At 68.5% G+C, this 24,964-nt stretch carries 16 protein-coding genes; 12 read left to right on the forward strand and 4 right to left on the reverse strand.

The window, feature by feature from the left end; all coding sequences use genetic code 11:
• Positions 1-379 precede the first annotated feature (379 nt).
• From ACGFWJ_RS27215 to ACGFWJ_RS27245, 7 genes are all read left to right on the forward strand, one after another.
• Positions 380-1,093, forward strand: coding sequence for an XRE family transcriptional regulator (locus tag ACGFWJ_RS27215; RefSeq protein WP_392954296.1), 714 nt, complete (start codon positions 380-382; stop codon positions 1,091-1,093).
• Between the two features lie 17 nt (positions 1,094-1,110).
• Complete coding sequence (locus tag ACGFWJ_RS27220; RefSeq protein ID WP_392954298.1) at positions 1,111-2,316, forward strand: M20 family metallopeptidase; 1,206 nt, start codon at positions 1,111-1,113, stop codon at positions 2,314-2,316.
• Between the two features lie 121 nt (positions 2,317-2,437).
• Positions 2,438-3,178 (forward strand): hypothetical protein, encoded by a 741-nt coding sequence (locus ACGFWJ_RS27225; protein ID WP_392954300.1) that lies wholly within the window; start codon positions 2,438-2,440, stop codon positions 3,176-3,178.
• Positions 3,172-3,807 carry a hypothetical protein gene (locus ACGFWJ_RS27230; protein WP_392954302.1) on the forward strand — a complete coding sequence of 212 codons (636 nt, stop codon included), beginning with the start codon at positions 3,172-3,174 and terminating at the stop codon, positions 3,805-3,807. The genes ACGFWJ_RS27225 and ACGFWJ_RS27230 overlap by 7 nt, the downstream gene beginning before the upstream one ends.
• Positions 3,804-4,268: a tyrosine-protein phosphatase gene (locus tag ACGFWJ_RS27235; protein WP_392954304.1), complete on the forward strand. Its 465-nt coding sequence runs from the start codon at positions 3,804-3,806 to the stop codon at positions 4,266-4,268. Before ACGFWJ_RS27230 ends, ACGFWJ_RS27235 begins: the two co-directional genes overlap by 4 nt.
• Entirely contained in the window at positions 4,265-5,338 is a 1,074-nt protein-coding gene (locus ACGFWJ_RS27240; protein ID WP_392954306.1) for a glycosyltransferase, read from the forward strand. Before ACGFWJ_RS27235 ends, ACGFWJ_RS27240 begins: the two co-directional genes overlap by 4 nt.
• Entirely contained in the window at positions 5,329-6,363 is a 1,035-nt protein-coding gene (locus tag ACGFWJ_RS27245) for a hypothetical protein (RefSeq protein ID WP_392954308.1), read from the forward strand. Before ACGFWJ_RS27240 ends, ACGFWJ_RS27245 begins: the two co-directional genes overlap by 10 nt.
• Here ACGFWJ_RS27245 and ACGFWJ_RS27250 read toward each other — a convergent pair.
• Positions 6,247-6,756 carry an NUDIX domain-containing protein gene (locus tag ACGFWJ_RS27250; RefSeq protein WP_392954310.1) on the reverse strand — a complete coding sequence of 170 codons (510 nt, stop codon included), beginning with the start codon at positions 6,754-6,756 and terminating at the stop codon, positions 6,247-6,249. The two genes, ACGFWJ_RS27245 and ACGFWJ_RS27250, sit on opposite strands and share 117 nt — an antisense overlap.
• A 233-nt stretch (positions 6,757-6,989) precedes the next feature.
• Between ACGFWJ_RS27250 and ACGFWJ_RS27255 the strand changes: the two genes are divergently transcribed.
• Positions 6,990-7,154, forward strand: a complete 165-nt coding sequence (locus ACGFWJ_RS27255; RefSeq protein ID WP_392954312.1) for a hypothetical protein — start codon at positions 6,990-6,992, stop codon at positions 7,152-7,154.
• A complete protein-coding gene (locus tag ACGFWJ_RS27260; RefSeq protein WP_392954314.1) occupies positions 7,155-7,418 on the forward strand; it encodes a hypothetical protein in 264 nt (87 codons plus the stop codon). It begins immediately after the preceding gene.
• 106 nt (positions 7,419-7,524) lie between these two features.
• Here ACGFWJ_RS27260 and ACGFWJ_RS27265 read toward each other — a convergent pair whose 3' ends face one another.
• Together ACGFWJ_RS27265 and mycP are read right to left on the reverse strand one after the other, a co-directional pair.
• Positions 7,525-8,055: a hypothetical protein gene (locus ACGFWJ_RS27265; RefSeq protein WP_392954316.1), complete on the reverse strand. Its 531-nt coding sequence runs from the start codon at positions 8,053-8,055 to the stop codon at positions 7,525-7,527.
• Positions 8,052-9,266 (reverse strand): type VII secretion-associated serine protease mycosin, encoded by a 1,215-nt coding sequence (gene mycP / locus ACGFWJ_RS27270; protein ID WP_392954318.1) that lies wholly within the window; start codon positions 9,264-9,266, stop codon positions 8,052-8,054. The genes ACGFWJ_RS27265 and mycP overlap by 4 nt, the downstream gene beginning before the upstream one ends.
• Before the next feature lie 312 nt (positions 9,267-9,578).
• Here mycP and ACGFWJ_RS27275 point away from each other — a divergent pair, with 312 nt between their 5' ends.
• Positions 9,579-21,908, forward strand: a complete 12,330-nt coding sequence (locus ACGFWJ_RS27275; RefSeq protein ID WP_392954320.1) for a LamG-like jellyroll fold domain-containing protein — start codon at positions 9,579-9,581, stop codon at positions 21,906-21,908.
• Positions 21,909-21,913: 5 nt separating this feature from the next.
• Positions 21,914-22,633, forward strand: coding sequence for a hypothetical protein (locus ACGFWJ_RS27280; RefSeq protein ID WP_392954322.1), 720 nt, complete (start codon positions 21,914-21,916; stop codon positions 22,631-22,633).
• 756 nt (positions 22,634-23,389) lie between these two features.
• Here ACGFWJ_RS27280 and ACGFWJ_RS27285 read toward each other — a convergent pair.
• The gene (locus ACGFWJ_RS27285) at positions 23,390-23,668 is read right to left on the reverse strand and encodes a hypothetical protein (RefSeq protein WP_392954324.1); all 279 of its coding nucleotides are present in this window, start codon (positions 23,666-23,668) and stop codon (positions 23,390-23,392) included.
• On the opposite strand from ACGFWJ_RS27285, the gene ACGFWJ_RS27290 reads away from it, so the two are divergent.
• Positions 23,660-24,811 (forward strand): hypothetical protein, encoded by a 1,152-nt coding sequence (locus ACGFWJ_RS27290; protein WP_392954326.1) that lies wholly within the window; start codon positions 23,660-23,662, stop codon positions 24,809-24,811. The genes ACGFWJ_RS27285 and ACGFWJ_RS27290 overlap by 9 nt on opposite strands.
• Positions 24,812-24,964: the final 153 nt, after the last annotated feature.

Raw genomic sequence — 24,964 nt, forward strand, 5'->3', positions numbered from 1 at the left:
TCCCGTTCGTCCCAGCCGCGAACATCGGCGCCGCCTTGGCCGCATGACCACTGAGCAACTGGGCGTGTCTCCGGTGCCAGCACCCAGTTGCAGACCCACACGATCTGAGGCTGGGTCACGAGTCGACCGCTCTCAGCCCACAGCATCCGCGCGGGGATCGCAACGGGGCGCCTTGCGGGAGCGATGGCCAGCGCTCCCCAGGGGATAACTCGCTGGGATGCACACGGTCCTGCGGCAGCTGTACGGGGCGGCCTGCGGTGGACGATGGACGTTCGGGGAAGGCTCGGGGGGTGTCGGTCGGCGGACGGGAGGGACGGCGATCATGGTTGCGTCCGATGGTGACGACTCGGCGCTTCGGCGCGCCAGACTGGCTCGGAACATGACGCAGGAGGAGGTTGCCGCCGCTCTGAACCGGATCACGAAGCTTTCGGCGGACGGGAGTCTGGTCAGCGCCTGGGAAACGGGCCGCCGGCGCACCGGTCACCGTAACCGCGTGGGGCTGTCCAGGCTGTTCGGAGAGCGTCCCGAGGTGCTGTTCGCGCACCAGGACGGAGAAGCGGCCAGCGTGCTGGAGTCCTCGGGAACCGGGGTGGTCCTCAAGGTCCTCACACGGTGGACCGACCTGATGGAGGCGATGGTCGGCGTGGTGGCGGGCGCGCGCGAGCAGTTGGTCGTCACGGGCAGCCGTTCGCGGGAGAAGGCGTATTTGACGGCGATCGAGACGGTGGTGGCGCAGTACCCCGGACTCGTGCACTACCGGGTTCTGTATGGGCCGCCCCGCCACCGTGCACTTACGGACCACCTCGTGCGGCTGCTGGAGCTGCGCGATCCACGCGCCCGTCGTCACGGCATCAAGACCTTGCACATCGGCATCGTCGAGGGGCCGGCGCTGGAACGCTTCTTCGTCGCCTCCGAGACACAGGCGGTGGTCCCGCTGCCGTCGCTGCACGGCTCCGACGGCTTCGACTGCGGGGTGCTGCTGGGTCGCGAGGCGGCCCAGGGCCTGGTCCACCATGGGCGGGAAGCGGCAGCCGGGGCGCGCCCGGTGGAGACCACCGAGACGGTGCGCGCGCTGCCGGTGCGGCACAACTGACGTGGCGGGGAGAGAACATGAGCAGCAGTGAGGACGAACGGGCCGAGGCTCGGGCAGCGTCGGTGATCCAGCTGGCACAGGAACTCGTCCGCCGGCCGAGCAGAGCCGGGATCGACGACTACGGGCCGGTGCTCGCGGTGCTGGAGGACTGGCTCGGCGCCCGGGGCCTGCCGTGGCGGCGCCTGCACCACCAGGGCGAGCTGGCGGGGCTGCTGGTGGAGATTCCCGGCGGGCGGCCAGGCCGGTGGTGGGCGCTGGACGCGTGCGTGGACACCGCCCCGTACGGCGACGAGAGCGCATGGTCATTTCCCCCCACGTGCGGTGACGTCGTGTCAGGATGGCTGCGCGGGCGGGGCAGCGCCGACTCGAAACTCGCCGCGGCAATGTTCTGCCACATCGCGGCCGACCTGCTGCCGCGCGCCGCCGAACTGCACGGCGGACTCGCCGTGCTGCTGGACGTCGACGAGCATACCGGCGCCTTCGGCGGCGCGCGCGCCTACCTCGCCGACGAGCGCGCGGCCCGCCCGTCCGGCGTGATGATCGGCTACCCGGGGCTGGAGGAGGTCGTGGTCGGCGGGCGCGGCCTGTGGCGGGCCGTGGTCGCCGTGCACGGCCCGTCTGGGCACTCCGGATCGAGCCGCACCGTGGTGGGCGCCGTCTCCCGCGCAGCCCACCTCGTCCACCTGCTGGACGCGGCCGAACTTCCCGGCAGCGACGGGAGTTCGGGCTTTCCGTTGACCCCGAAGCTGACGGTCACCGCCTTTCACGGCGGCGCGGGCTTCTCCGTCACCCCGGACTTGTGCGAGTTGAACATCGACGTGCGCACCGTCCCCGGCTTCGGAGCCGACGAGGCCGAGGCGCTGATCCGCAAGGCCGTCGCGGAACTTGATGCCGAGATGCCCGCCCCGCGGCCGACGGACATCACGCCAGTGGCGAGCTGGCCGCCGTTCCGCCTGGGCCAGGACGAGCAGCCCGCCGCCGCACTCGTGGGCGCCGCCGAGGCCCAGGGCCTGCGCGTGCGTCCGAAGGTCGCCGGCCCCTCCAACATCGGCAACCTGCTCGCCGGCGAAGGCATCCCGGCGACGGCCGGCTTCGGAGTGTCCTACGAGGGACTGCACGGCACCGACGAGCGAGCGAACCTGGCCGCGCTGCCCCAGGTCTACGCCGCCTACCGGCAGGCAGCCCTGAGCCTGCTGTCCCCACCGGGCCCGGCCGCGTCCTAGCCGCATCCCACTTTTCTCCCGGACTGGTCCCGCCAAGGTCCCAACTTCGTCTCTGGGAAGGCAAGTTGAGAAGCGGTGCCATGGAGGCTCAACGTCCCGTCGTACAGACGAGGAGCCCTCCATGGCCACCGCGGACCCCGCCGTACCCACAACCGGGCACCACCCGAACACCCCCGCCCCCACCCTCCAGCCGCGTCGGAGCAACGCCGCACGGCCGGTCTCGGTCCTGGTCGACGGCATGGACCTCACCGGCAAGACCACCCTGACGCGCCTGCTCGTCGAGGAACTGCAGACCACGGGCCTGCGCGTACTCCACCACCGCGGCTGCCTCGCCGAACACCACCCGCAGCGCCGGTGGCTGGAGCGCACCGTGCCGGGACACCGGCCGGCCAGCAGCCGCCTCAACGCCGCGTTCATCGCCTCCGCGATCCTCGACGGCCCACTGCCCGGCGTCCTCGACGACACCCGTCTCGACGTGATCGTCCAGGAGTCCTACGTCGACCGGGCCGTCGCCTACGGCGTCGCAGCTGGGAACTGGCCCGCCGCCCGCTGGGCCACCCGCCACCCGGAACTCTTCCCGCGCTTCGACCTCGCCCTGATCACCCGCGCCGCCCACGCCGTGCGCCTTCGGCGTATGGCCGGGCGCACCCGCGCCGACGGCGTCGACGCAGCCACCGTCGCGGACGCCGCCTTCGAGAGCCGCTTCTACCGGGCCCTGGATGAAATGGTCCGGCGCCACCGTCGGGTGCGCCGGATCGACACCAATGCCACCGCCCCCGAGCGGGCCGCCGGCGAAGCCGCCGATTTGGTCCGCCAGTTGACTGCGGCGCGGGCCGCCACCTCGCGGGGGCCCGCATGGTGATCCGGATCGTCGTCGAGGGCATGGACTTCACCGGCAAGACCACCGTCTGCCGCCACCTCGCCCAACTCCTGAACCGGCAGGGCACCGAGGTGACGCGGTCGACCACCTCCCTGACCGGCGGCGCCATGCCGGCCCTCATCGAAGCCGCCTACCGCACCCCCCACCTGCCCGACGTACTGCGCTCGGCCCTGTTCCACCTCGCCTACCTGCCGGACCTCGCCATCGAACCCGTGCGCCGGGGCGAGCCGGCCACTGCCGCGCAGCAGGTGTGGCTCCAGGAGTCGTACGTGTGCCGGGTCTGGGCGAACGACCTCGCCCGCAACCGGCGCACGCTCGCACGGTCGGCCGCATGCCTCGCCCCGGTGCTGCACCGCCGCGTCGACCTGGCGGTGCTGCTGCACAGCCCCTTCGAAGTGCGTTGCGACCGCTACCTGCGAACCGAGGTCCGCAACCTCCGCGACGACCACCGCTTCGGCCCCGGCGCCGGCCACCACCGGCAGGTCGAGAACCACCTGACCCACCTCGCGCAGCAGTGCGGCTACCACCTGATCGACACCTCCACGCAGCCGCCCCACGAGACCGCGGCACAGATCGCCGCGCTCGCTGAACTCGATTCGGCACCGAAATGACCTCCCACACCCCCGCAGGGTCGGAGCCCGCCAGGCCGTGGCAGGTCCTGCCCGGCTTCCACATCTCCTCCGCAGCCACGGCCCGCACCCTCCCGGAACAGCCCGCCACCGTCCTGTGCCTGCGCCGTCGCCCGCCCCAACCCGGCGACTACCCGGCCACCTGGGCGGCGCCGCCCGCCACCGATATCCGCCACCTGCCCCTGCCCTACTGGGACGAGACGGCACTGCCACGGCTGCACCAGGCCGTGCACACCGTCCAACACAGCCCCCACCCGGTTCTCGCCCACTGCCTGCTCGGCTTGGACCGCGCCGGCCTCCTCGCCCTCGCAGTCCTCATCGCCCGCGGCGACACCCCCGACCAAGCCCTCGCCCGATATACGGACCGAGGAGTGCGCCTGCCCGACGGCCAAGCCATGAACCTGCTGACCCGCTACGCCCACACCCTGACGGAGCGCCGATGAACACCCTCGTCCTCGACATCCTCGCCCCCGGCACCCGCTACTTCCCGCCCGGCCGACTGGCCCGCGGACTCGGTGGGAACGAGGCCACCCTCGTCACCTGGTGGCAGCATCTACGCGCACGCGGCATCACCGTACGCGTCCTCCTCGGCCCGCCGGCCGACGGCGACGACCACCCGAGCCGCGAACTCGCAGCCGACGGCTGGTGCACCCCGAACACCGCACCCCAACCCCGCCGCCCCGCCCGGGCCGTCATCGCCTGGCGCAACGCCGACCTCCTGCGCACCGTCCCCGACAGCGCACTCAAGCTGCTCTACATCGGAGACCGCTCCACCCCCGGCCTCGCCGGAGCCGCACCCGCCTGCGACCTCGCCTTCGTCGGCTCCCAAGCAGCCCACGCCCGCTACGCCCCACTGCTGACCCCACGCCACGGATACGTCGTCCACAGCTGCGGCCACGACATCGACCCCGCCCCGCTCGCGAACGTACCGCGCGAACGCTTCCGGTGCGTGCACGCCAGCGTCCCCGAACGCGGCCTCGGCCCGCTCCTCACCCTCTGGCCACGGCTGCGCGAGCAAGTCCCCGAGGCCACCCTGACCGTCATGGGCGGCTACCGGCTCTGGGGCTACAGCCCCTGCCAGGCCCGCGCGCTCGCCCACCACCAGGTCCCCGCCCTTACCCGTCTCCCCGACGGCGTCACCTACCTCGGCGACGTCGACCGCGCCACCTACCTGCGCACCCTCGCCTCCTCCCAGCTCATGCTCTACCCCACCGACTACGACGAGATGTGCTGCATCGCCGCGCTGGAGGCGTCCGCCTGCGGCGTCGTCCCGGTCCTCTCCGACCGGGCCGCCCTGCGCGAGCGCGCCGCCGACGGCACTGCCGGCCTCCTCGTCCCCGGCCCCGCCGGGCACCCCGACGTGCATGCCGCGTTCGCCGACCGGGCCGTCGCGCTGCTGTGCGACGAAGACCGGCTCGACCGACTGCGCGCCGCCGCCCGCGCGCACGCCGCCGAGCACACCACCACCCGCGTGATTGACCACCTGCTGGAGGCGATCCGCCAATGCCTGTGACGCGCACCCCCGCCGTGACGGTTGTGGTCGTCACCCACACCGCGCCCGTCACCCTGCCCGTCGTCCTGTCCGCGCTCGCCGCCCAGGCACCCCCAGACCTGGTCACTGTCCTGTTCACCGGATCCACCGGTACCCCCGCCCATGACGAGGCCCGCCGAGCAGCCGCCGCAGCGGGCGCGCAACTGGTCGAGACCGGCACGGAATTACGGATCGGAGCCGTTCGTGTCTGGCTCGTCGACCACCTCGCGACGACGGCGCCGCACCTCACGCACGTCGCCTTCCTCGACGACGACTGCCCGCCCCGCCCGGGCTGGTGGACAGCCGTCCACGACGTTGCTGCGGGCGGCAACGTGCTGGCCTTCGGCCCCCGCTACCCGGCCCACCCGAAGGGAGCCGGAGGCCGGATCCGCGCGTGGGAAGCGGAATCCTCGGCCAAGATCACCGCAGCCCGCGCCGTGCCCACCCGCATCCGGCACGCACCGCCGATGATGGCCGCCGGCGGGAACATGCTCGTCGACCTTCCCACCGCCCGCAGCCACCGGATCACCGCGCCCGCCTTCACCCGCGGCGCCTTCGAAGACGTGGACTATCAACTCCGGCTCGTCGCAGCTGGCTTCGCGGGCCGGATCTGCTTCGACCCGCGCATGAGCACCGACCACCACGACCACCTCGGCACCGGCGCGCTCCTGCGCAAGAGCGCCCTGTCCGGCCAGGGCCTGGCCCGCTGCCGAACCCTCCACGGCACCCGCCTCTGGCGCCTGTCGCGATGGCGCCCCTACCGCACGCTCGTCCGCACCCTGCGGGAGACCGTCCGCCCTACTTGCCGAACAGGCGAACTCCCCTGGAACCTGCGAGTGCTGGCGTTGGTACGCGCCACCGTCGTCGCGGCCGCGTACACGATCACCCGCCTACACCAGATCGCGTCGCTCCACACCCGCGGCAGGGATCGTCAGACGCCACCGCTGCACGGCGACGCGGCATGCGGCATGCAGCTGAGCGGCGCCCCGATCACCCCACCCGAGTAGTTCGGCGGCATCGGACGGTGACACCAGAATCCGTCCGTACGCCCGGCCCGTGCACGGGTCCGGCGCCACCGGGTCGGCGCGCTCCAGCAGCGCTGCATACCGCACCTGGGCGTAAGGATCGCGCCCGACCTCGCGCACCACCTGATAGCCCACCGGCTCCCAGTCCTTCAGAACGAGTTGGCTCTCCTCGTAGCACTCACGCCGCAGCGTGGCGACCAGATCCTCGTCGTCCTCCTCCGGAGTCCCGCCAGGAAGGTTGCAGCGTCCGGCATCGTCCTGAACAACCACGGCACCGCTCTCGGCCTCGAAGACCACCGCGTACACCTGGCGAATCGACATGCCGTGCGGAGGCGGCCACTGCTCCACCCACTCGACGGTCTCCTCCGTGGACACGAATTCCTCCTTCGACCGCAGGGTGCGACTTACACCCTTCCACACGAACAACAGCATGTACGCGGGATTCAAGTGCCCGCTCCAGGTCCACGGTCCAGCAACTCGGGGAGGCGTGCCAGGGCGCGTCGTACGAGGCGCTGCTCGCCAAGTGGGCATCGATCTCGGACAGCCACCTCAACGAACTCGTCCAGGCCTGCCACGCGGTCGCCGACGCGCTGGACATCGCGGCGGACGTGATCATCGCGATGAAGGTCGAGACGATCGGTGAACTAGTCGCGCTGGCGGCCGCGTTCATCGCCGACCAGGCCGCAGCCGTCGCCACACTCAGCGCGGCGGAGGCCGCCGTGATCCTGATCGAGGAGACCGCGAAGCGCCTGATCAACTACCTCGAGCAGTAGTTGGAGCAGTACATCATCGCGCAGGTGGTGGAGGCCGCGATCGGTCCGCTGGTGGACACGGTGGCGAACGCGGTGCAGGGGAGGAGGGTGTTCCAGGCGGCGGAGTCCGCGCTAGGGGTGTCCGCCGGCGGGGGAGGTTCCGGCTTCCAGATCGACCCCGACGCGCTCGAGGAGCACGCGCGGATGATGCACGACCAGGCGGAGACCGTCGCCGGCCACACGCAGGTGTTCCAGTCCAAGATCGCGGGGGTGAGCTTCGAATGAGCAACCAGATCGTCAAAGCGCTGGAGCACGGCGCGCAGAAGCTCGGCAAGACATTACCCTCCCCGAAATCGCGTGGAGAGGCCCGCCAGCCTACGGATCCGGCCGGTCAGCGGGAGGGCACCGATCGGGAGACGGCCACAATCTGTGATGGCAGTGCCTGCGCCAGGTCCTGCGGCTTCACGACGGTGACTGTCGGGCCCTGCGGGTTCGATGGGGAGTCCACGACCACGAAGCGCAGCGTCGGATCCGCCGCAGTGAGTGCAGACACGCCATTGGCTGCGACCGGGCCTGCAGTGACGATCAGATTGCAGTGCTGCGCCGCAAGCCCGGCCAGGTATGAGGACGCCTCCTTCGGGGCGGTGGCCGGCACGGCCAATTCCTGGACGTTCGTGGTTCGGGCGTCCGCCGCGTCATGGATGACGCTCCGCGCGGTCGCGGCGGTGGCCCTGCCGTGGTCGTCGTCATCGAAGGCGAGACAGAGTCGGGTACGCCCGGAGTAATCCATCGCCGGGACGAGGGGAGGGAGTTCGGGGGCGTCGTCGGGCCAGACGAGGATGGCAACAGCCATAGCGGCCGCGCCGCCCGCCGCCACGAGCGCGGCCCATCGGCGGCGGGTGAGGACTGCGGGGATTCTCATCGGCGGGGTCCTTTCTTTTGATTGCCGGTACGGCGTGCGGTGCCCGCCGGATTCTTCTTCCGGACGGTCGGCTGCAGGGGTATGACACCGGAGGGCGCTGTGCCCTGGCGCCGCTTCCGCAGGGCGAGTGCCACCCAGGCCAGGGCGGCCGCAGCGCAGGCGGAGGCCGCCCATGGGACGGACGGGCCCCAACTGTCGCTTGAGGAGGCCGCAGTCGTGGGGACGGAAAGGAGTGGATTGCCGCGATCAGCGGCGGGTGGAGCCGGATCGGTGAGCGCCCGGAGAGGAGCGATCGTTCCATAACCCGAGCGGGCGTCGGGCGTTGCGTGGTGATGGTCTGCGGTGTCGGTCAGACGGCGGATCACCTGACCGGCACTCAGAGCGGGGAAACGAGAGCGGACGAGCGCGGCGGCCGCTGACACGTAGGCGGTGGAGTAGCTCGTCCCGTCGGCATTGACGTACGCGTCTTGGTCGTTGGTGGAAAGTATGTCCGTCGCAGGAGCAGCCAGGGCTATGCCCCGACCTGATTGACCATGGGCCCACGGAGCGCCGTCGCGTTCCGTGCCTGCCACGGAGACAACACCGGGATATGCCGCCGGATACTGCGGGAGGTTGTCGGTGTTCCCACTGTTCCCCGCAGAGGCGACCACGACCACATCCTGCTGGATCGCGTATTGGACCGCTTGGTGCAGCAGAGCGTCCGGCTGGGGGGTGGTCATCGAAACGTTGATCACCTGGGCTCCGTGGTCGACCGCCCAGGTAATGCCGCGGGCCAGGAGGGACGGCGCCACCGCCTCCCCCGCGGTGACCCGGACAGGCAGGATGCGGGCGGCCGGGGCGAGCCCGGTCATGCCCGTGCCGTCCCGACCGCCCGACGCCGCGATGATGCCGGCGACGGCTGTCCCGTGGGACTCAGCGGAGCTATCGCTGCGCCCATCACTGCCGTCGCCGAGGAAGCTGGCCCCGGGCACGACCTGACCTACGAGATCGGGATGGGTGGCGGAGACCCCGCTGTCCACCACTGCGACCGTCACACCCTCGCCCTTGGTGACGGTCCAGACCTTCTCGGCGTCGAAGTGGTCCGCGTCGAGTGGCCATTCTGCGGACCGCACGGTCTCGATGGCCTGAGCCACAGCAGGGGACCAGCCGACGATGGCGGCCGCCAGCGCGGCAATGAGCCGCCGCAGAGGACGTCTTGGGGGAGCACTCATGTCGCCTTGTCTTCCTGCAGATGTGCATCGGCCGGCCTGGCACGCGTATTGACGGCCGCATCGGCCCGCCGAGCGTACAGGCCGCTAGGTAGCGCGCGACCTGCACCCCCCGGGGCGGATCCCGCAGCAGGTGGAAGAAATAAAGGCTTGGCAAAGTTTGCGACTTGACATGTCATGACATCTGATTCTTAATCACTCGATATCAACCAACCAGGACGCGAGTGCAGTTGTACGTGCACGCCCCTAGGGGGTATCCAGTTCGCTGTCCATCGCCACAAGGGCGGTGCGATTGCTCCTGGTAGGGGACGGCAAGTGCGTCGCGTCTGGTTCCGTGTGTGGTCAAACCTCATTGCGGCGGCTCAAATCATTCGGCTCCGGAAGCACCACATCCGGCCGTTCCGGTCTGTGCTGCGCCGTCCCTCGCTCGCGACCTCTGTGATCGTCGTGCTGATGCTGGTCGTCTCTCTCGGTACGCAGGACGCCCTCGCCTTCGCGGAGAGCAAGGCACCCCAGTACTTCGCCAGCCCCGACGTGCCGCAGCAGCGCTCCGGGTCCGCTGACGGCCGCGACGGTGCCGTCAGTGCCGATACGACCCGCGCGAAGAGTGCTGGAAAACAGGGTGACGCACATCGTCCCGGCGATGGCGAACTCCCGGAGGACCAGGGCGCGCACGACCATGGCCCGGGGGCGGTGTCGACAAGCACTGCACCCCAGCAGGGACAGACGGTCCAGCCGTCCGATGCGGTGCGGCCGGAAGGCCGGGCCGACGGTAGCGACGGAGCGTCAGACGCCTCGGCAACGACTGGCATACCTGGCCCGACGACCGCAGGCACCGAACTGAAATCCGAGCGCACCGAGACCAGCTCCGTCTTCCTCAACGCCGATGGCACCATGACGGAACGGCTCTACTCGCGGCCCGTACATTTCAAGAAGGCCGACGGCTCATGGGCCGACATCGACACCGGCCTCGTCGCCGGCTCGGACGGGAGGCTGCGCGAGAGCGCAAACAGCATCAGCGCGTCATTCGCCCCCCGCGCGGACGCACACGATCTGATTGCCCTTCAGCTCGACTCGAGCCACCGGGTCGCCTACTCCCTCCAAGGAGCCGCGCCGGTGGCGGCTCAGGCCAAGGGCGACACGGTCACCTACCCGCTTGCCGGACCCTCCACTGACGTCGTCTACAACGCTCTGGCACAAGGGATCAAGGAGTCGCTGGTTCTCCACGACGCGTCCGCGCCCACCAGCTGGGTTTTCCCGCTCAGCCTGACTGGCCTTGAAACGTCCATCGGCAAGGACGGCGAGGTTCGGTTCACCGATGGCGCCGGTGCCATCCGGCTGACCATCCCACAAGGCTTCATGGAAGACGCGGCCAAGGACCCCGCGTCCGGCGAAGGCACCAAGTCTGGTGGCGTCCACTACTCGCTTGCCGAGGTCGACGGGCGTCCCGCCCTGAAGATGGACCTCGATGCCGCCTGGCTGCACGACTCTTCCCGTGCCTACCCGGTCCGGGTGGACCCGACGACCTCGACCAACGTGAACGTCGGCCAGTCGACCTATGTGATGACCGGCGTCACCGCGAACTTCTCCAGCGACTCCGAGCTCAAGGTCGGCACCTACAACGGCGGCGGGCAGATCGCCAACAGCTACCTGTACTTTCCCGCTGTATCCAGCAGCGTCGGCCGCAACTACGTGCTCTCCGCCTCCGTGCACATGGCCGTCACGCATTCCTACGAGTGCAAGGGACACTCGGTCTACATCAAGCAGATCACCAACGGCTGGAACCCCTCCGGCATCTCGACCTACCCGGGCCTGAACATCGGACAGCAGCTCGGCGAGGCGTCCTTCTACGGTGGTGACACCTGTTCGAACGGCGTCCAGTGGGAGACGATCCCGATCGGAGCGGACCCGACGTCCCCCGGATCACAGCTGGTGAACAGCTGGACGAACGGCGGCGCGAACTACGGTCTCGCCGTCACCGCATCCACCACCGACTCGAACGCGTGGAAGAAGTTCGACAGCGTCAACACCAGCTACCCGCCCTACCTTGCGATCACCTACAGCGGCTGGGCGGCCGACTACACCACCAACGGCTCCTACACGCCGCCCACGTCGAACTCCACCGGTTCGCAGCAGGTGACGCTGACCAATCTCGCCTCGAACTGGTGGAACTCCACCAGCATGCAGGTCAAGGCCCGCCTCTTCGACGACAACTGGGGCGAGCAGTCAGTCGGCAATGCCCCGCTGACCGGTGTTCCCGGCCTGGTCAAGACCGGCGAAAGCGTGACCGTCAACGGCGTGATCCCGCCGCTGCCCAACAATCGCGCCTACATCCTCTGCTGGGACGGCTACGTCAACGGCACCACCTCCCTGCACGACTCCTACGGCGTGCCGTATCACAACTGCACCTGGGTAAGTTCGCAGAATGTCCCGCCGCAAATCGACGCCGCTGAACCCCCCGGGAACACCGTCGTGGGCACGCTCTCCCCGCAGCTCTACGCCGCTGGGCACGACCCCGACAACTACCCCGGCACTGGCCTCCAGTACCAGTTCCAGGTCTACGCGGGCACGACTCTGCTGACCGACTCCGGCTGGGTCACCAACCAATCCTACGCGGTGCCAGCTGGCCACTTGGCCTGGAATGAGTCCTACACCTGGACCGTCCGAGTCTTCGACGGCCAGGCGTCCAGCGCCTGGTCCAACCCGATCCCCCTGAAGACCGCCGTCCAGCAGCCGCTCATTACTTCCCGCCTGGGCGAGTCCGCAGGCAACGGTGCCACCCGGTCGTTCGATCCTCAGGTCGGCAACTACACCACCTCCGCCACGGACGCGTCGGTGCAATCCGTCGGCCCGGCATTGTCAGTCACCCGCGCATACAACTCGCTCGACCCACGAACTACGACCCTGTTTGGGTCAGGCTGGTCCTCCCAGTACGACATGGCCGTGGTACCCGACGGCGACTCCACCGGCTCCGTCGTGGTCACGACGACCAGCGGTCGTGCCGAGCGGTTCGGCCGCAACGACTTCCAGCTCGGAGAGCTCGCCGGCGTCGGTGACCAGACCGGCGACGGCATTGGCGACGCTGTGGCCGTCGACACCAGCACCGGAAAGCTCTGGCTGTTTCCCGGGCCCGGGTACTCCCAGGCCGAACGCAAGTTGATGGGGGAGGGCTGGAACGGCCTGTCCCAGATCACCGGCGGGGATGTGACAGGTGACAGCGTCGGCGACCTGTACGGCGTAGCTACCAGCGACGGCAGCCTGCGACTCTATCTCGGTCGGGCCGGTGGTGGCTTCGAGGAGCCCATCACGGTCGGATCGTCCGGCTGGAACGGCATGACCGGGTTGGCGGTGACGCCGCCGCTGGCCGCCGATGGCCGCAAGGACTTGGTGGCGGTCGAGAAGTCCACAGGCATTCTGTATGCCTACCCGCTGGCCGCCGACGGCAGGCCCGGGACCAGGGTGAGCCTCGGCACTGGCTGGAACGGCATCAGCGAACTGGTCGGCGGCGACTTCAACCACGACGGCAAGGGCGACGTTGTCGGCGTGCAGACCAGCACTGGCGCGCTGATGGAGTACCTGGGCACCGGAAATGCCGCCCTTGGTACCTCGACCTTCGCCGCACCGGTACAAATCGGTACCAGCTGGACAACCATGCGTGACCTCGCCACCGTGAACGGACTCCCGGGCGATCCCGGCACGGACATCCTCGCCGTTGACCGCGCGACCGGCGTTCAGTACCTGTACCACAGCGGCAGCGCTTGGAGCGGACCATCCCGGACGACGACCGGCATGGCGCTCTACACCTCGCCCGCAGGTGAGTTCGAGACCCTGGCGGCCCGCACCGGCGGCGGCTTCACCCTTGTCGACAAGACCGGCACCAACTACACCTTCGCCCAGCCTTCCGGCACCGGGTTCCTGCTGTCGCAGATCACCGACCGCCAGCAGCACATCCAGGCGCTGCACTACACCGGCGGCAAGCTCGACACCGTCACCGACCAGGCCTCCGGCCGCGCCCTGCACTTCACCTGGACCGCCGACGGCGGGCACGTCGCGCAGGTCACGACCGACCCGGTGACCGCCGGTGACGCCACCACAGCTCTCTCCTGGACCTACGCCTACGACAGCGCCAACCCTGACCGGCTGACTCAGGTCTGCACCCCGCCCGCGGGCACCAACACCACCCGCCCCTGCACCACATACACCTACACCTCCGGCTCGCACCTGCGCTCGGCCGTCGCGGACGCCGCGCCCGCCTCCTACTGGCGGCTGGGCGAGGCCTCCGGCACCACCGCGAACAGTGAGGTAATCGCCAACCAGGGCACCGACAAGGCCGCCTATTCCGCCCAGGGCATCACCCTCGGCACCGCCGGCCCCGGCGCAGGCTCCGCCGCCACCGCCGCGACCTTCAATGGCACCTCCGGCGTTGTCACCCTGCCCCGCAGCCTGCTGGACACCTCGTCCTACGCCACCATCGGCCTGTGGTTCAAGACCACCGGCCAGGGTGTGCTGTTCGGCTATCAGAACGACTCGTTCCCCGCCGCCACCACACCCGGCAACTACACTCCGGCCCTGTATGTCGGCACCTCCGGCAAGCTCTACGGCGAACTGTGGAACGGCTGGGCCAACCCGATCGCCTCGACCAGCACGGTCAACGACGGCAAGTGGCACCACGCGCTGCTGACCGCCGCCGGTGACACCCAGACCCTCTATCTCGACGGCGCAGCCCAGGGCACCCGCAGTGGCCAGGTCGTCGCCCCCGGCCAGCGCGTCGGGACCGTCGGCGGCGGCTTCATCGGCGGCGGCTGGCCCGATGAGCCGTTCTACAACGGCAGCGACAACACCGGCCACGCCAGCTACTTCAACGGCACCATCAGCGACGTCGCGTTCTACAACCACACCCTCGGCGCACCCGCCGTCGCGGCCCAGTGGGCTGCCGCGCAGAAGCCGTCCGCCGAACTCACCAACATCGCCCTGCCCTCGGGCAAGACCAAACTCGCCGTCAGCTACGACACCGTCAACGACCGCGCGACCCAGTACACCGACCCCAACGGTGGCGTCTGGAAGCTCAACCAGCCCACCGTGTCCGGCTCCGAACAGGAGTACCGCAGCGCTGTCCTCGGCTCCCGCCCTGCCGGCTACTGGCGCCTCGCGGAGGGCAAGGCGGGACAGGCGACCAACGCCGTTTACACCCCGCGCCCCACCCCCAACAACGGCACCTACTCCAACGTTGCGCTCGGTGCGGCCGGCCCCACCACTGGCAGCACTGCAGCAACCTTCGACGGCAGCACCTCCTGGGCCGAGATCCCTGCCGCCTACGCACCCACCACCGGCACCGGCGCCTTCGCCCTGTGGTTCAAGACCACTGGCCCCGGCGTTCTGATCAGCTACCAGTCCTTCCCCATCGGCGGTGCCCACACCGCGGGCGTCGACAAGTGGGACCCGGCCCTGTACGTCGGCGCCGATGGCAAACTCCACGGCCAGTTCTGGACCGGCGACCCCACGAAGACCCTCGCGACCACGGCTACGGTCACCGACGGCAAGTGGCACCAGGCCGTCCTGTCCGCCGACAACCCCACCAGCCAGACCCTCTACCTCGACGGCCAGGCCGCAGGCACGCTCACGGGAGACATCAAGTCGAACGGGCAGACCCACGTCTACCTCGGCGCCGGCACCTCGGACGGCGGCTGGCCCAGCAAGCCGACCGACCCGTCCGGCCACTTCAACGGCCAGATCGCCGGCGTCGCCGCCTTCGACCACGGCATCAACGCCGCAGCCCTGTACACCCAGGCCGCCAACGGCACGGCCGCGTACGACGCTGCCGTCGTCGACGCCCGCCCCTCCGGCTACTGGCGCCTGAACGACACCGCCGGGAACCAGGCCTCCGACCTGCTCACCTCCCAGGCCCTGGCCCAAAACCAGGGCAGCTACTCCAACACCACCCTGACCGCGGGCGGCCCCTACACCACCGGAAACACCAACACGGCGACGTTCAACGGCACCACCTCGTACGTCCAACTGCCCACCAACGCGGCCCCGCACATCGGCAACACCGCCACCGTCGAGGTCTGGTTCAAGACCGCGAAGCCTGGCGTCATCTACGGCTACCAGTCCGATCCCATCGGCGGCGCCACCCCGGCCACCTACACACCCGTCCTGTACGTCGGCGCCGACGGCAAACTCCGCGGCCAGGTCTGGAACGGCGACAACACCAACACCGCCGTCTCCGCCACCACTGTCAACGACAACGCCTGGCACATGGCCGACCTCGTCGTCGGGTTTGCGAACGGCTCCTTCTTCCAGCAGCTCTACCTCGACGGCGCCGCCAGCGGCAACCCCGTCACCGGGGCCACCAAATACACCAGCCCCCAGTACTCCTACCTCGGCGCGGGAACCGTCACCGGCTGGCCCAGCCAACCGACCGACACCAACGGGCACTTCACCGGACAGATCGCCGACTTCTCCTACTACGGCTACGCCCTGGAGACCAACACGATCGGCCGCCACTACAGCTATGCCACCGCCCCTGCGGGCGAGGCCGGCAGCCAGTCCGCGAACTACCGCACCGGCGTCGTCGACTCCACCCCCGAGGCCTACTGGCGGCTGAACGAACCCGTCGGCGCCAAGACCGTTCAGGACACCCTCGGCACCGCCCTCCCCGAACAGGGCCACGGCACCTACACCAGCATCAACCTTGGTGTCACCGGCCCCTCCGGCAGCACTGACGGGACCGCCGCTTCCTTCAACGGCACCACCTCATCCACCCAACTGCCCAGCACCGCAATACCTGTCCGCGGCCCCAACAGCATCGAGCTGTGGTTCAAAACCAGTGCCGCCGGCGTGCTGTACGGCTACCAATCCTTCCCGCTCGGTGCCGCCCACGCCAGCGGCGTGGACCAGTGGAACCCCGCTCTGTACATCGGTACCGATGGCAAGCTCTACGGTGCCCTTTGGACCGGTGACACGGCCAACGCCCTGATCTCCACCAAGACCGTCAACGACAACACCTGGCACCACGCCGTCCTCGCCGGCGACGACAACGGCCAGACCCTCTACCTCGACGGCGCCAAGGCGGCGGGCAGCACCACCAAGCGCACCGTGTTCGCCAACGGCACCGCCTACGCCTACATCGGCGCCGGCACCGCCGACGGCACCTGGCCCAACCACCCCACCAGCCCCGACGGGCGCTTCACCGGCACCATCGCCGAAGTTGCTTACTACCCCTCCGTGTTGAACGCGGACGCCGTTACTGCCCACTACAACGCCATGGGCAGCGCGGCCGCCCAGACCAAGATCACCACCGTCACCACCACTGACCCCCTCTCCCACACCCTCACCTGGCGTTGGGACACCCGCACCGGCAAACTCACGGCCGTCACTGACGCCAACGCCACTACCACCCGCTACACCTACGACACCCACGGGTTCCTCTACACCGTCACCGACCCCGACGGCCACACCATCACCACCGGCCACGACGAACGCGGCAACACCGTCTCCACCACTACCTGCGTCACTGCGGCCGACTGCCACACCGCGTACGCCACCTATTCGCTCGACCCCGTCAACCCGTTCAACCCAACTAACGACCACCGCACCAGCGTCAGTGACGCCCGCTCCCGCGACGCCGACGACGCCACGTACACGACCCGCTACACATACAACGCACTCGGGGACCCCACCACCACGACCACCCCTGCCACCCCGGACTTCCCGAGCGGCCGCACGGCCACCGCCACCTACACCGCCGGCACCGAGACCGCAGTCGGATCCAGTGGCACCCAGCCCGCCGCGCTCGTCGCCACCAGCACCGACACCGCCGGGGCCACCACCGCCTACGCCTACGACAGAACCGGCAACCTCGCCCGGACTACCGCCCCCACCGGCCTGGTCACCACTTACACCTACGACAACCTCGGCCGCCGTACCGCCGCCACCACCACCTGCACCGACTGTGGCTCTGCCGCCGCCAGCACCACCACCTACACCCGGGACGGCCTCGGCAACCCGCTGACTCAGACTGACCCGGCCACCATCGACGCGGTCACCGGCACTATCCACACCCGCAAGACCACCATCGATTACGACCGCGACGGCAACCGAACCACCCAGACCGTCTCCGACACCACCGGCGGCGACAGCCCCCGCGCCACCACCTGGGCCTACAACACCCACAACCAGCTGTCCAAGACCATCGACCCGGCTGGCCGCGCCACCAGCTACCTCTACGACGCCGAAGCCCACCCCATCAACAAGACAGACCCTGCCGGTACCTCCTGGAGCTATACCTACGACGGCAATGGCCGGCTCCTTCGAACCGGAATCAACAACTACACCGGCAGCCCGCTCGACCCCGTCCCCTCCCGCTTCCAGATCCTGGAAGCCCGCGCCTACGACCCCGCCGGCCGCCTCGCCACCGTCACCGACGCGATGGGCCGCACCACCCACACCTACTACAACGACGACAACACCGTCGCCGAGACCGACCTCGACGCCTACCGCAACCCCGACGGCACCCAGCGCACCATCGTCCTCCAGCAGAACAGCTACGACGCCGCAGGCCACCTCACCCAACAGACCACCGGCGGCGGCAAAACCACCGTGGTGAATGCCTACGACGCAGCTGGGCGCCGTACCAGCACCACGCTTGACCCGGGCGGCCTGAATCGGAAGGAGACCTACACCTACGACGCCGGCAACAACATCCTCACAAGCGTCCTGAACGGTGGCGGCGAGACCAGGAAGACCGACTACACCTACAACCCGGTCGGCCAAGTGCTCACCGAGACCGTCCGCAACCAGCCCGCCGACAGCATCACGAAGAACACCTACGACCAGCGCGGCCTGCCACTCACCACTGTCAGCCCACTCGGTAACGTGACCGCTGCCGACCCGGCCGCCCACACCACCACCTACATCCATGACGAGCTGGGCCGTCTGACCGTCACCACCGCCCCGCCTGCCGATACCACGGTCTTCAATCCGGCGACCGGCCAGCCCGTCACGCTCCCGAACGCCCGGGCGATCAGTCGCACCGGCTACGGCATCTACGACGAGCCGACCTCCACCCAGGACCCGACCGGCAACATCACCACTCTCACCCACACCTACGACGTCGGCGGCGAGCACACCTCCACTACCCAGAACACCTACACCGCCCCCGGCCAGAACACGCCTGTCACCCCGGTGACCCAGATCGACTACGACAGCCTCGGCCGAATCAAGACCGTCCACGACGCCCAGAATCAGCTCACCACCAACATCTACGACCAGCTGGGCAATCTCGTCGAAACGGACCTGCCCACCCTCAACGGCACCACCCCCAAGTGGCTCTACAGTTACGACCTCGCCGGCGAGAACTTGTCCATCACCGACCCGGTCGGCGCCGTGACCCTCTCCACCTACGACGACTTGGGCCGCGCCGCCACCTTGAGCCAGCAGGTCCGCAAGGCAGGCCAGCCGACCGCCGTGTACACGGGGACGTTCGGCTACGACGACGCCGGCAACCGCACCAGCGCGACCGGGCCCAACGGCCAGACCAGCCAGTCCACCTACAACGCCTTGGGCCAGCTGACCTCGATCACCGACCCGTTCCAACGGACGGCGAAGATCGACTACAACCTCGGCGGTGACACGGCGTCAGCCACCATGCCGAGCGGTGCCTACGGGAACAACACTTCTGTCGGGACCACCTACATCTACGACGGCGCCGGAAATCAGACCGGTACGCGGAAGACCTCCACGAACCTTCAGACGTCCGCGACCACGATCCTCGCCACAACCTCCGCGACATACGACGTCGAGGGCCACGCGATCTCCATTACCGACGAGGACAACCACACCTCGCAGACGTGGTACGACGCGCTGGGCCAGGTGGTGCGGCAGGTCCAGCCGACCGGTCAGGCCGACATCACCACCCGGTTCAGCTACGACGCAGCCGGTAACCGCAGCGCCTACACCGACGGCAACGGCAATTCCACCTACTACACCTTCAACACCCTGGGGCTGCAGGAAAGCGTCATCGAGCCTGCCACCAGCGCCTACCCCAACATCGCCGACCGCACCTACACCACCGCCTACGACGTACTCGCCAGGCCGACCGTCATTTACCAGCCGGGCGGCCTCATCCTCACCAGCACCTACGACTCGGCTGGCAACGTCGTCTCGCACTCAGGCAGCGGAGCCGAGACACCCACAACCACCAGAACGTTTGGCTACGACGCTGTAGGCCACCTCATCTCGCTGTCCACCCCCCAGGGCACCCAGACCTACACCTATGAGGACCGCGGCAGCATCGCCACCGCCAGCGGACCCCTCGGATCGGCCAGCTACACCTACAACGAACTCGGCCTGCTCTCCAGCCGGACTGACACCACTGGCACCACAACCTTCGGCTACGACGCCACGCAGCAGCTCAAGACCCAGACTGACCCCCTGATTGGAAAGACCCTCAGCTACTCCTACACCCCCAGCGGACAGGTCTCCTCCGTTTCCTACGGCACCGGCACCACCCGCAACTTCACATACAACGATCTCGGTAACACCACCTCCGACGCACTGAAGAACGCCGCTGGCACCGTCACAGCCTCGATGGCCTACGACTACACATCCTCCGGCCGGCTCAAGAGCCAGACCTCGACCGGCCTCGCCGGAACCGCGAGCAACACCTACACCTACGACGACGCCGGACGCCTCAGCTCCTGGAACAACGGCACCACCACCAACGCCTACCGATACGACGCCAACGGGAACCTCACTCAGAACGGCAGCCGCACCGCCAGCTACAACCAGCGAAACCAACTCCAGTCCGCCAACGGAACCACCTACACATACACCCCGCGCGGCACCCGCAGCACCGCCACCAACACGACTGGCACCAACTCCGCCACCTACGACGCCTTTGACCAACTCACCTCCCAGGGCGGTCAGACCTACAGCTACGACGCCCTCGGCCGACTCGCCGGCACAAACGGCCACACCTTTACCTACGACCGCCTCACCGGAGACGTCACTTCCGACGGAACCGAGACGTACAGCCGCGATACCCACGGCGAGCTCACGGCCATCGGAAACGGATCCACCGCGGCTGCCGCATTCAACGACCGCCGGGGCAACCTGGTCGCCACCTACGCGGCCGACGGATCCGGGATCGGCGGCTCCAAGGCTTACGATCCGTGGGGCGTGCCGACCGCCAGCAGCGGAACCCAGCACAATCTTGGTTACCAAGGCGGCTGGACTGACAGCGCAACCGGTCAAGTGAGCACCAAAAGCCGCTGGTATGACCCCGCCACCGCCGGCTTTACCAGCCGCGACTCCGTCGACCTCGCCCAGACCAGCAGCGTCGTCGGCAACCGCTACGCCTACGGCGATGACGATCCGCTGAACCGGGTGGACCCGAGCGGCCATAACTCCTGTATCACCAGCCCCGCGATCGGTATCCGTGGCGGTGGCGGTGGCGGTGGCGGTGGCGGTGGCGGTGGCGGTGGTGCCGGTGCCAGGTCGGGTGGTGGTGGCGGCGGCACGAACTATCCGGACTGGACCGACCCCAGGGCCCGGCAGCGGGCCGCACGGGCACAGGCCACGTCCATCTGGGCCGTCCACTCGGTCACCACCTACACCGCCGTGCGGAACCAGAGCTCCGGTGGGTCCGGCTGGAAGTGGCTCCTGGGTGCAGGCATCAGCGTAGGCGTCGCCACCATAGGAGGCGTAGTCATCGCAGGAACCGGAGGCGCAGCCGCACCTGTTGTCATACCCGTTGCTGGCGGCTTTGTCGCCTCTGCTTTCGCCCTGGCCGCAGGATCCGGTAGCTGCGACACTCCAGCGCCACCGCGACGCGACCCCACCAAGGAGAAGCCGGGCACCAACGACTCGCGCAGCGACGGCGGCCACGCGACGACCGGTACCATGAACGGCCTTCAGAACGGCCAAACCCTTTCCGGGGAAGCCGTTCGGAACTTGTCGGACGATGTGGCCGGCTACATATCGGGCAGCGTCGATGCATCACTGCAGAGCATCCTCCAGGGGTCGACGGATACAGCGAGTTTCAACGGATTTGACGACGAGGACAACGGCTGTGGAAGCGGATGGGTGAAATATGGCGCGCTGGACAAAAAGAACGGCAACCGGGCGACTTCCGTAGACGCGTGCATCACGAAGGCGCTTCTGGACGGCGGGACAGACCCCTCATCCAATCCACCTGCCTATGAGTGGGCAAAGGATTTTGCCGACAGTATGGGAGTGCAGAGTAGTAGGATGTCGGTCAATGCGTGCCACCTCTTCGGCAAGCAACTCGGCGGCACTGGATCAAAGTACAATCTGGCCACCTGCGGGCGCTCAACCAATGCTTCCCGTCAGGACCCCACCGATCCCGGCAGGCCTGGAAGTATGGTTAATTTTGAGAATAAAACCCGCGATGATGTCGAGAATGGTGAAAGTGTCAGATATCACACCAGTGCTATGTATCTTGGGAATCGGACTGTTCCCTATGCCTTTGTCATGATTGCCCATGGTAGTCGCGGTAATGTTCGGGCTGATGTGGTGCCAAATGTGATATATAGCCCAAATCAGGGGCGCTGGGTTAACATCGGGACGGAATCCTGCGCAGTTCCGGCGTGCAAGAGTGCGTTGCCGACGCCAAACGTCAAGTGAGCGGAGTGAATGAACCAATGGTGCATTTTGCAGTAGAACGGCTTTCCTCCCTTCTTGTCCCCCCATCGAAACCCCTTGGGTGTCCGCCCGACTGGGGGAGTGTTGCCGAGAGCTGGAATGTTGCCTTTCCCGGCGACTATCGCGATTTCCTAGCCGTCTACGGGGCCGGCTCTATCGACGACTACATGGAAATTGCGACCGTTCTCGATTCTTCTCTTGGCTTCGAGCAAGGACCTACAGTCAGTGGCCTCACTGAAGTGGCGCGGTCGCTCCACCTGGAGAATAGCGACTGGCCCTACCCGGTATGGCCGGAGGCTGGCGGGCTCATTTGTTGGGGAGTAACGGTCGACTACGCCGTCCTCTATTGGGATACCGCAAATTCCGATCCCGACCGGTGGTCCGTGGTAGTTCGTGACCGTGAGGGAGAATTTACGCGTTTCGATTTCGGCATGGCCGAGTTCGTCCTCAGGATGCTCGGCCCGTCTGGCGAACGACCGCTCAGCAGTCCCAGGCTCTACGGTGCGCCGAAGTCCCGCTTCCTGAACAGGGATGATGAGAAGCGGATCAAAGCAGCTGGCGGTGACCCGTGGGAGTACCTGGAGGAGCTCTTCGAGGCCAATGAAGAAGACGAATATGATGAGGATGAGGGCCTTCTGATCGTTTACTACTCCGACGGCGGCAAGGAAGAGATTCCCGGTGGAACACCTCCTGAACGGCACGGCTGAACATCGACGTTAATCGCGTACGCGCCCCGGCGGCCTCCCACATCGCTGCCGGGCCACGACCCGGGACCGGCGGGCGTCGTGCGCCGGCGCTGTCGGCGGCGGGTCGTAGGTTTGGGCGGCGACCATCATCGACCCGCACGCCGCCTACCCGGTGCCTGATCTCCTGCTGGGTGGCGGAGCGCAGGTCCTGCTGCCGCCTGTGCAAGAAGTTGATCAGCATAAGGGCCGTGTGGGCGTAGGCCTTCATCGTCTTCGGAGCCAGGCGGTGCATAGCCAGGCGGCGGAACCAGGAGCACAGCGGCTCGACCGGACGCATAGCGTCGTCCAGCAGCACCGGCATCCCGTCCGGAACCCCTACGCCAATCGAAGAGCACATTCAGTTGATCGGCGTCGAGCTCGGCAACCGGTCCAACCTTCCATACCTTGCGCCTGTCGGTGAAGAACAGCATCACCCGACCTCCGCGAAGCGACCGCCGTGAAGCTGAGCAGCAGCTTGGTGGAGGCGAATGCGCTGATCAAGCACGCTCGGTGAGACACATTCTCGTGTCTGGTGAACCGTCCCACTTCGGCTCCGCCACCCATCCCTCCGGTAGCACCGGGCTGCTCACCGGCTCGATGAGCATCGGCTCGGGCAGTGTCCACGAGGTCATGCCCCCCAGCGTCGGGCCGGGAACCGGTGGGCGCAGCCGGGGTGCCGCCTGTTCTGGGTGGCGTGCCGGGGCGGGTCTGGTGTCAGCGCGCGCGGTCGTGCGGCGGTTACTGGTCGCAGGTGTCGAGCATCTCGCTCAGGGCCAGCTTCTCGGTGGCGGTGATGTTGAGCTGGTAGTGGCTCTTCACCTCGACCCACGCCCGAGAGTAGGTGCACCAGAAGGATCGCAGCGGGGGCTTCCAGGCGTCGGGGCCCTTGTCGGCCTTGGACCGGTTGCTGACCGCGGAGACGGCGACCAGCTGGGGTTGTGCGCCGTGCCCGATGGCCGTCCGGGCCGTTGTTGCTATCCACCGTGCCCGCCGAGATGATCTCCACCCGTGACACATCTTCTGATCCTGGTGGCCGCTTCCCTGGCCGTCGTCCTGGTACGCCACCTCCGCGGCAACAGCACCGTCTCTTCCCCGGCCAATCGCAGGTCCAAGCCGAAACGCCGTGTGCCGGTGTCGTTCGATGCCGCGGCGTACGGGCTGGTGCCGCGCGAGTCCCTCGACCCGCGCCGGCCTGGTCCGCCGCCGTCGGAGGGGGAGCGCAAGCAGTCGCAGGCGGTCGCGGACGCCGCGTGGGACGGCGACTGGCGCGCCGCCGCGGCGTACGTCGCGGCGGCCGGCGACGACTGGGACGAGCGCTGGTCGCGGTTCGAGCTGCTGCGCGAGATCGCGCGCGAGGACGACGAGTGGCTGAAGGCCTGGCGGGACGCCGACCCGGACAACTGCGACGCGGCGGCCCTGGAGGCCGACCTGATGGTGCACCAGGCCTGGGCGATCCGCGGCGGAGGGTTCGCCAACGAGGTCCCGGCCGAGAACATGGCCCGCTTCCGCGCGCTTCTGCCCGCGGCGATCGAAGCGGCCCGGCGGGCCGCGCTCCTGGACCCCGAGAACCCCGCGCCGTGGGTGGTCATGGTGACGGCGGCGCGCGGCGCCCAGTACAAGCCCGACCGCTTCCAGCCGCTGTGGGAGGGCCTGGTCGCCCGCGCCCCGCACCACTACGAGGGCCACTGGCAGGGCATGCAGTACTGGTGCGCCAAGTGGTACGGCACCAACGGCAAGATGATGGACTTCGCCGAGAAGGCCATGGACGCCGCCCCGCCGGACAGCCTGCTCGCGGGCATCTACCTGCACGCGCTGTCCGAACTGGAGGGGCGTGGCTGCGGAGTCCCGATCGGCTCCGCCGCGACCGCGCGCCTGACGGCCGTCGCCCGGGCGCTGTCCTCGGCCCGGCCCGACGACCCCCGGGTCCCGGGCCTGCGTCACCTGCTGGCCCACTACATGGGCGAGGCCGGGATGTACGGGGAGGCGCTGGAGCAGTTCCGGCTCATCGGCCGCTGGTGCGGCGCTCAGGTGTGGGCGAAGCAGGGCGACCCCGTCGAGGCGTTCCACGCCGCCCGCGCCGAGGCCGCGCGGAAGTCGAACGCCCAGCCGCTGCCGCCCGAGGAGAGGACGAAGAACACGGACATCGCCCTGCACCCTTGACCGAACGCCACCACGATTCGGCGGGCCTAGCTTCGGCGACTCGTCAGGCCGGGCCCGCCGAATCGGGTCCCGCGTGTCGAACCGGGGCCGGCGAGGCCGGGCGCGCGATACGAGGAGCGGACAGACTCTACTTGCGTGACGGCTCCCGTCCCA

Origin of the sequence: Kitasatospora sp. NPDC048407, assembly GCF_043200475.1 — a bacterium.
In the GTDB taxonomy this organism is placed as follows: Bacteria; Actinomycetota; Actinomycetes; order Streptomycetales; family Streptomycetaceae; genus Kitasatospora.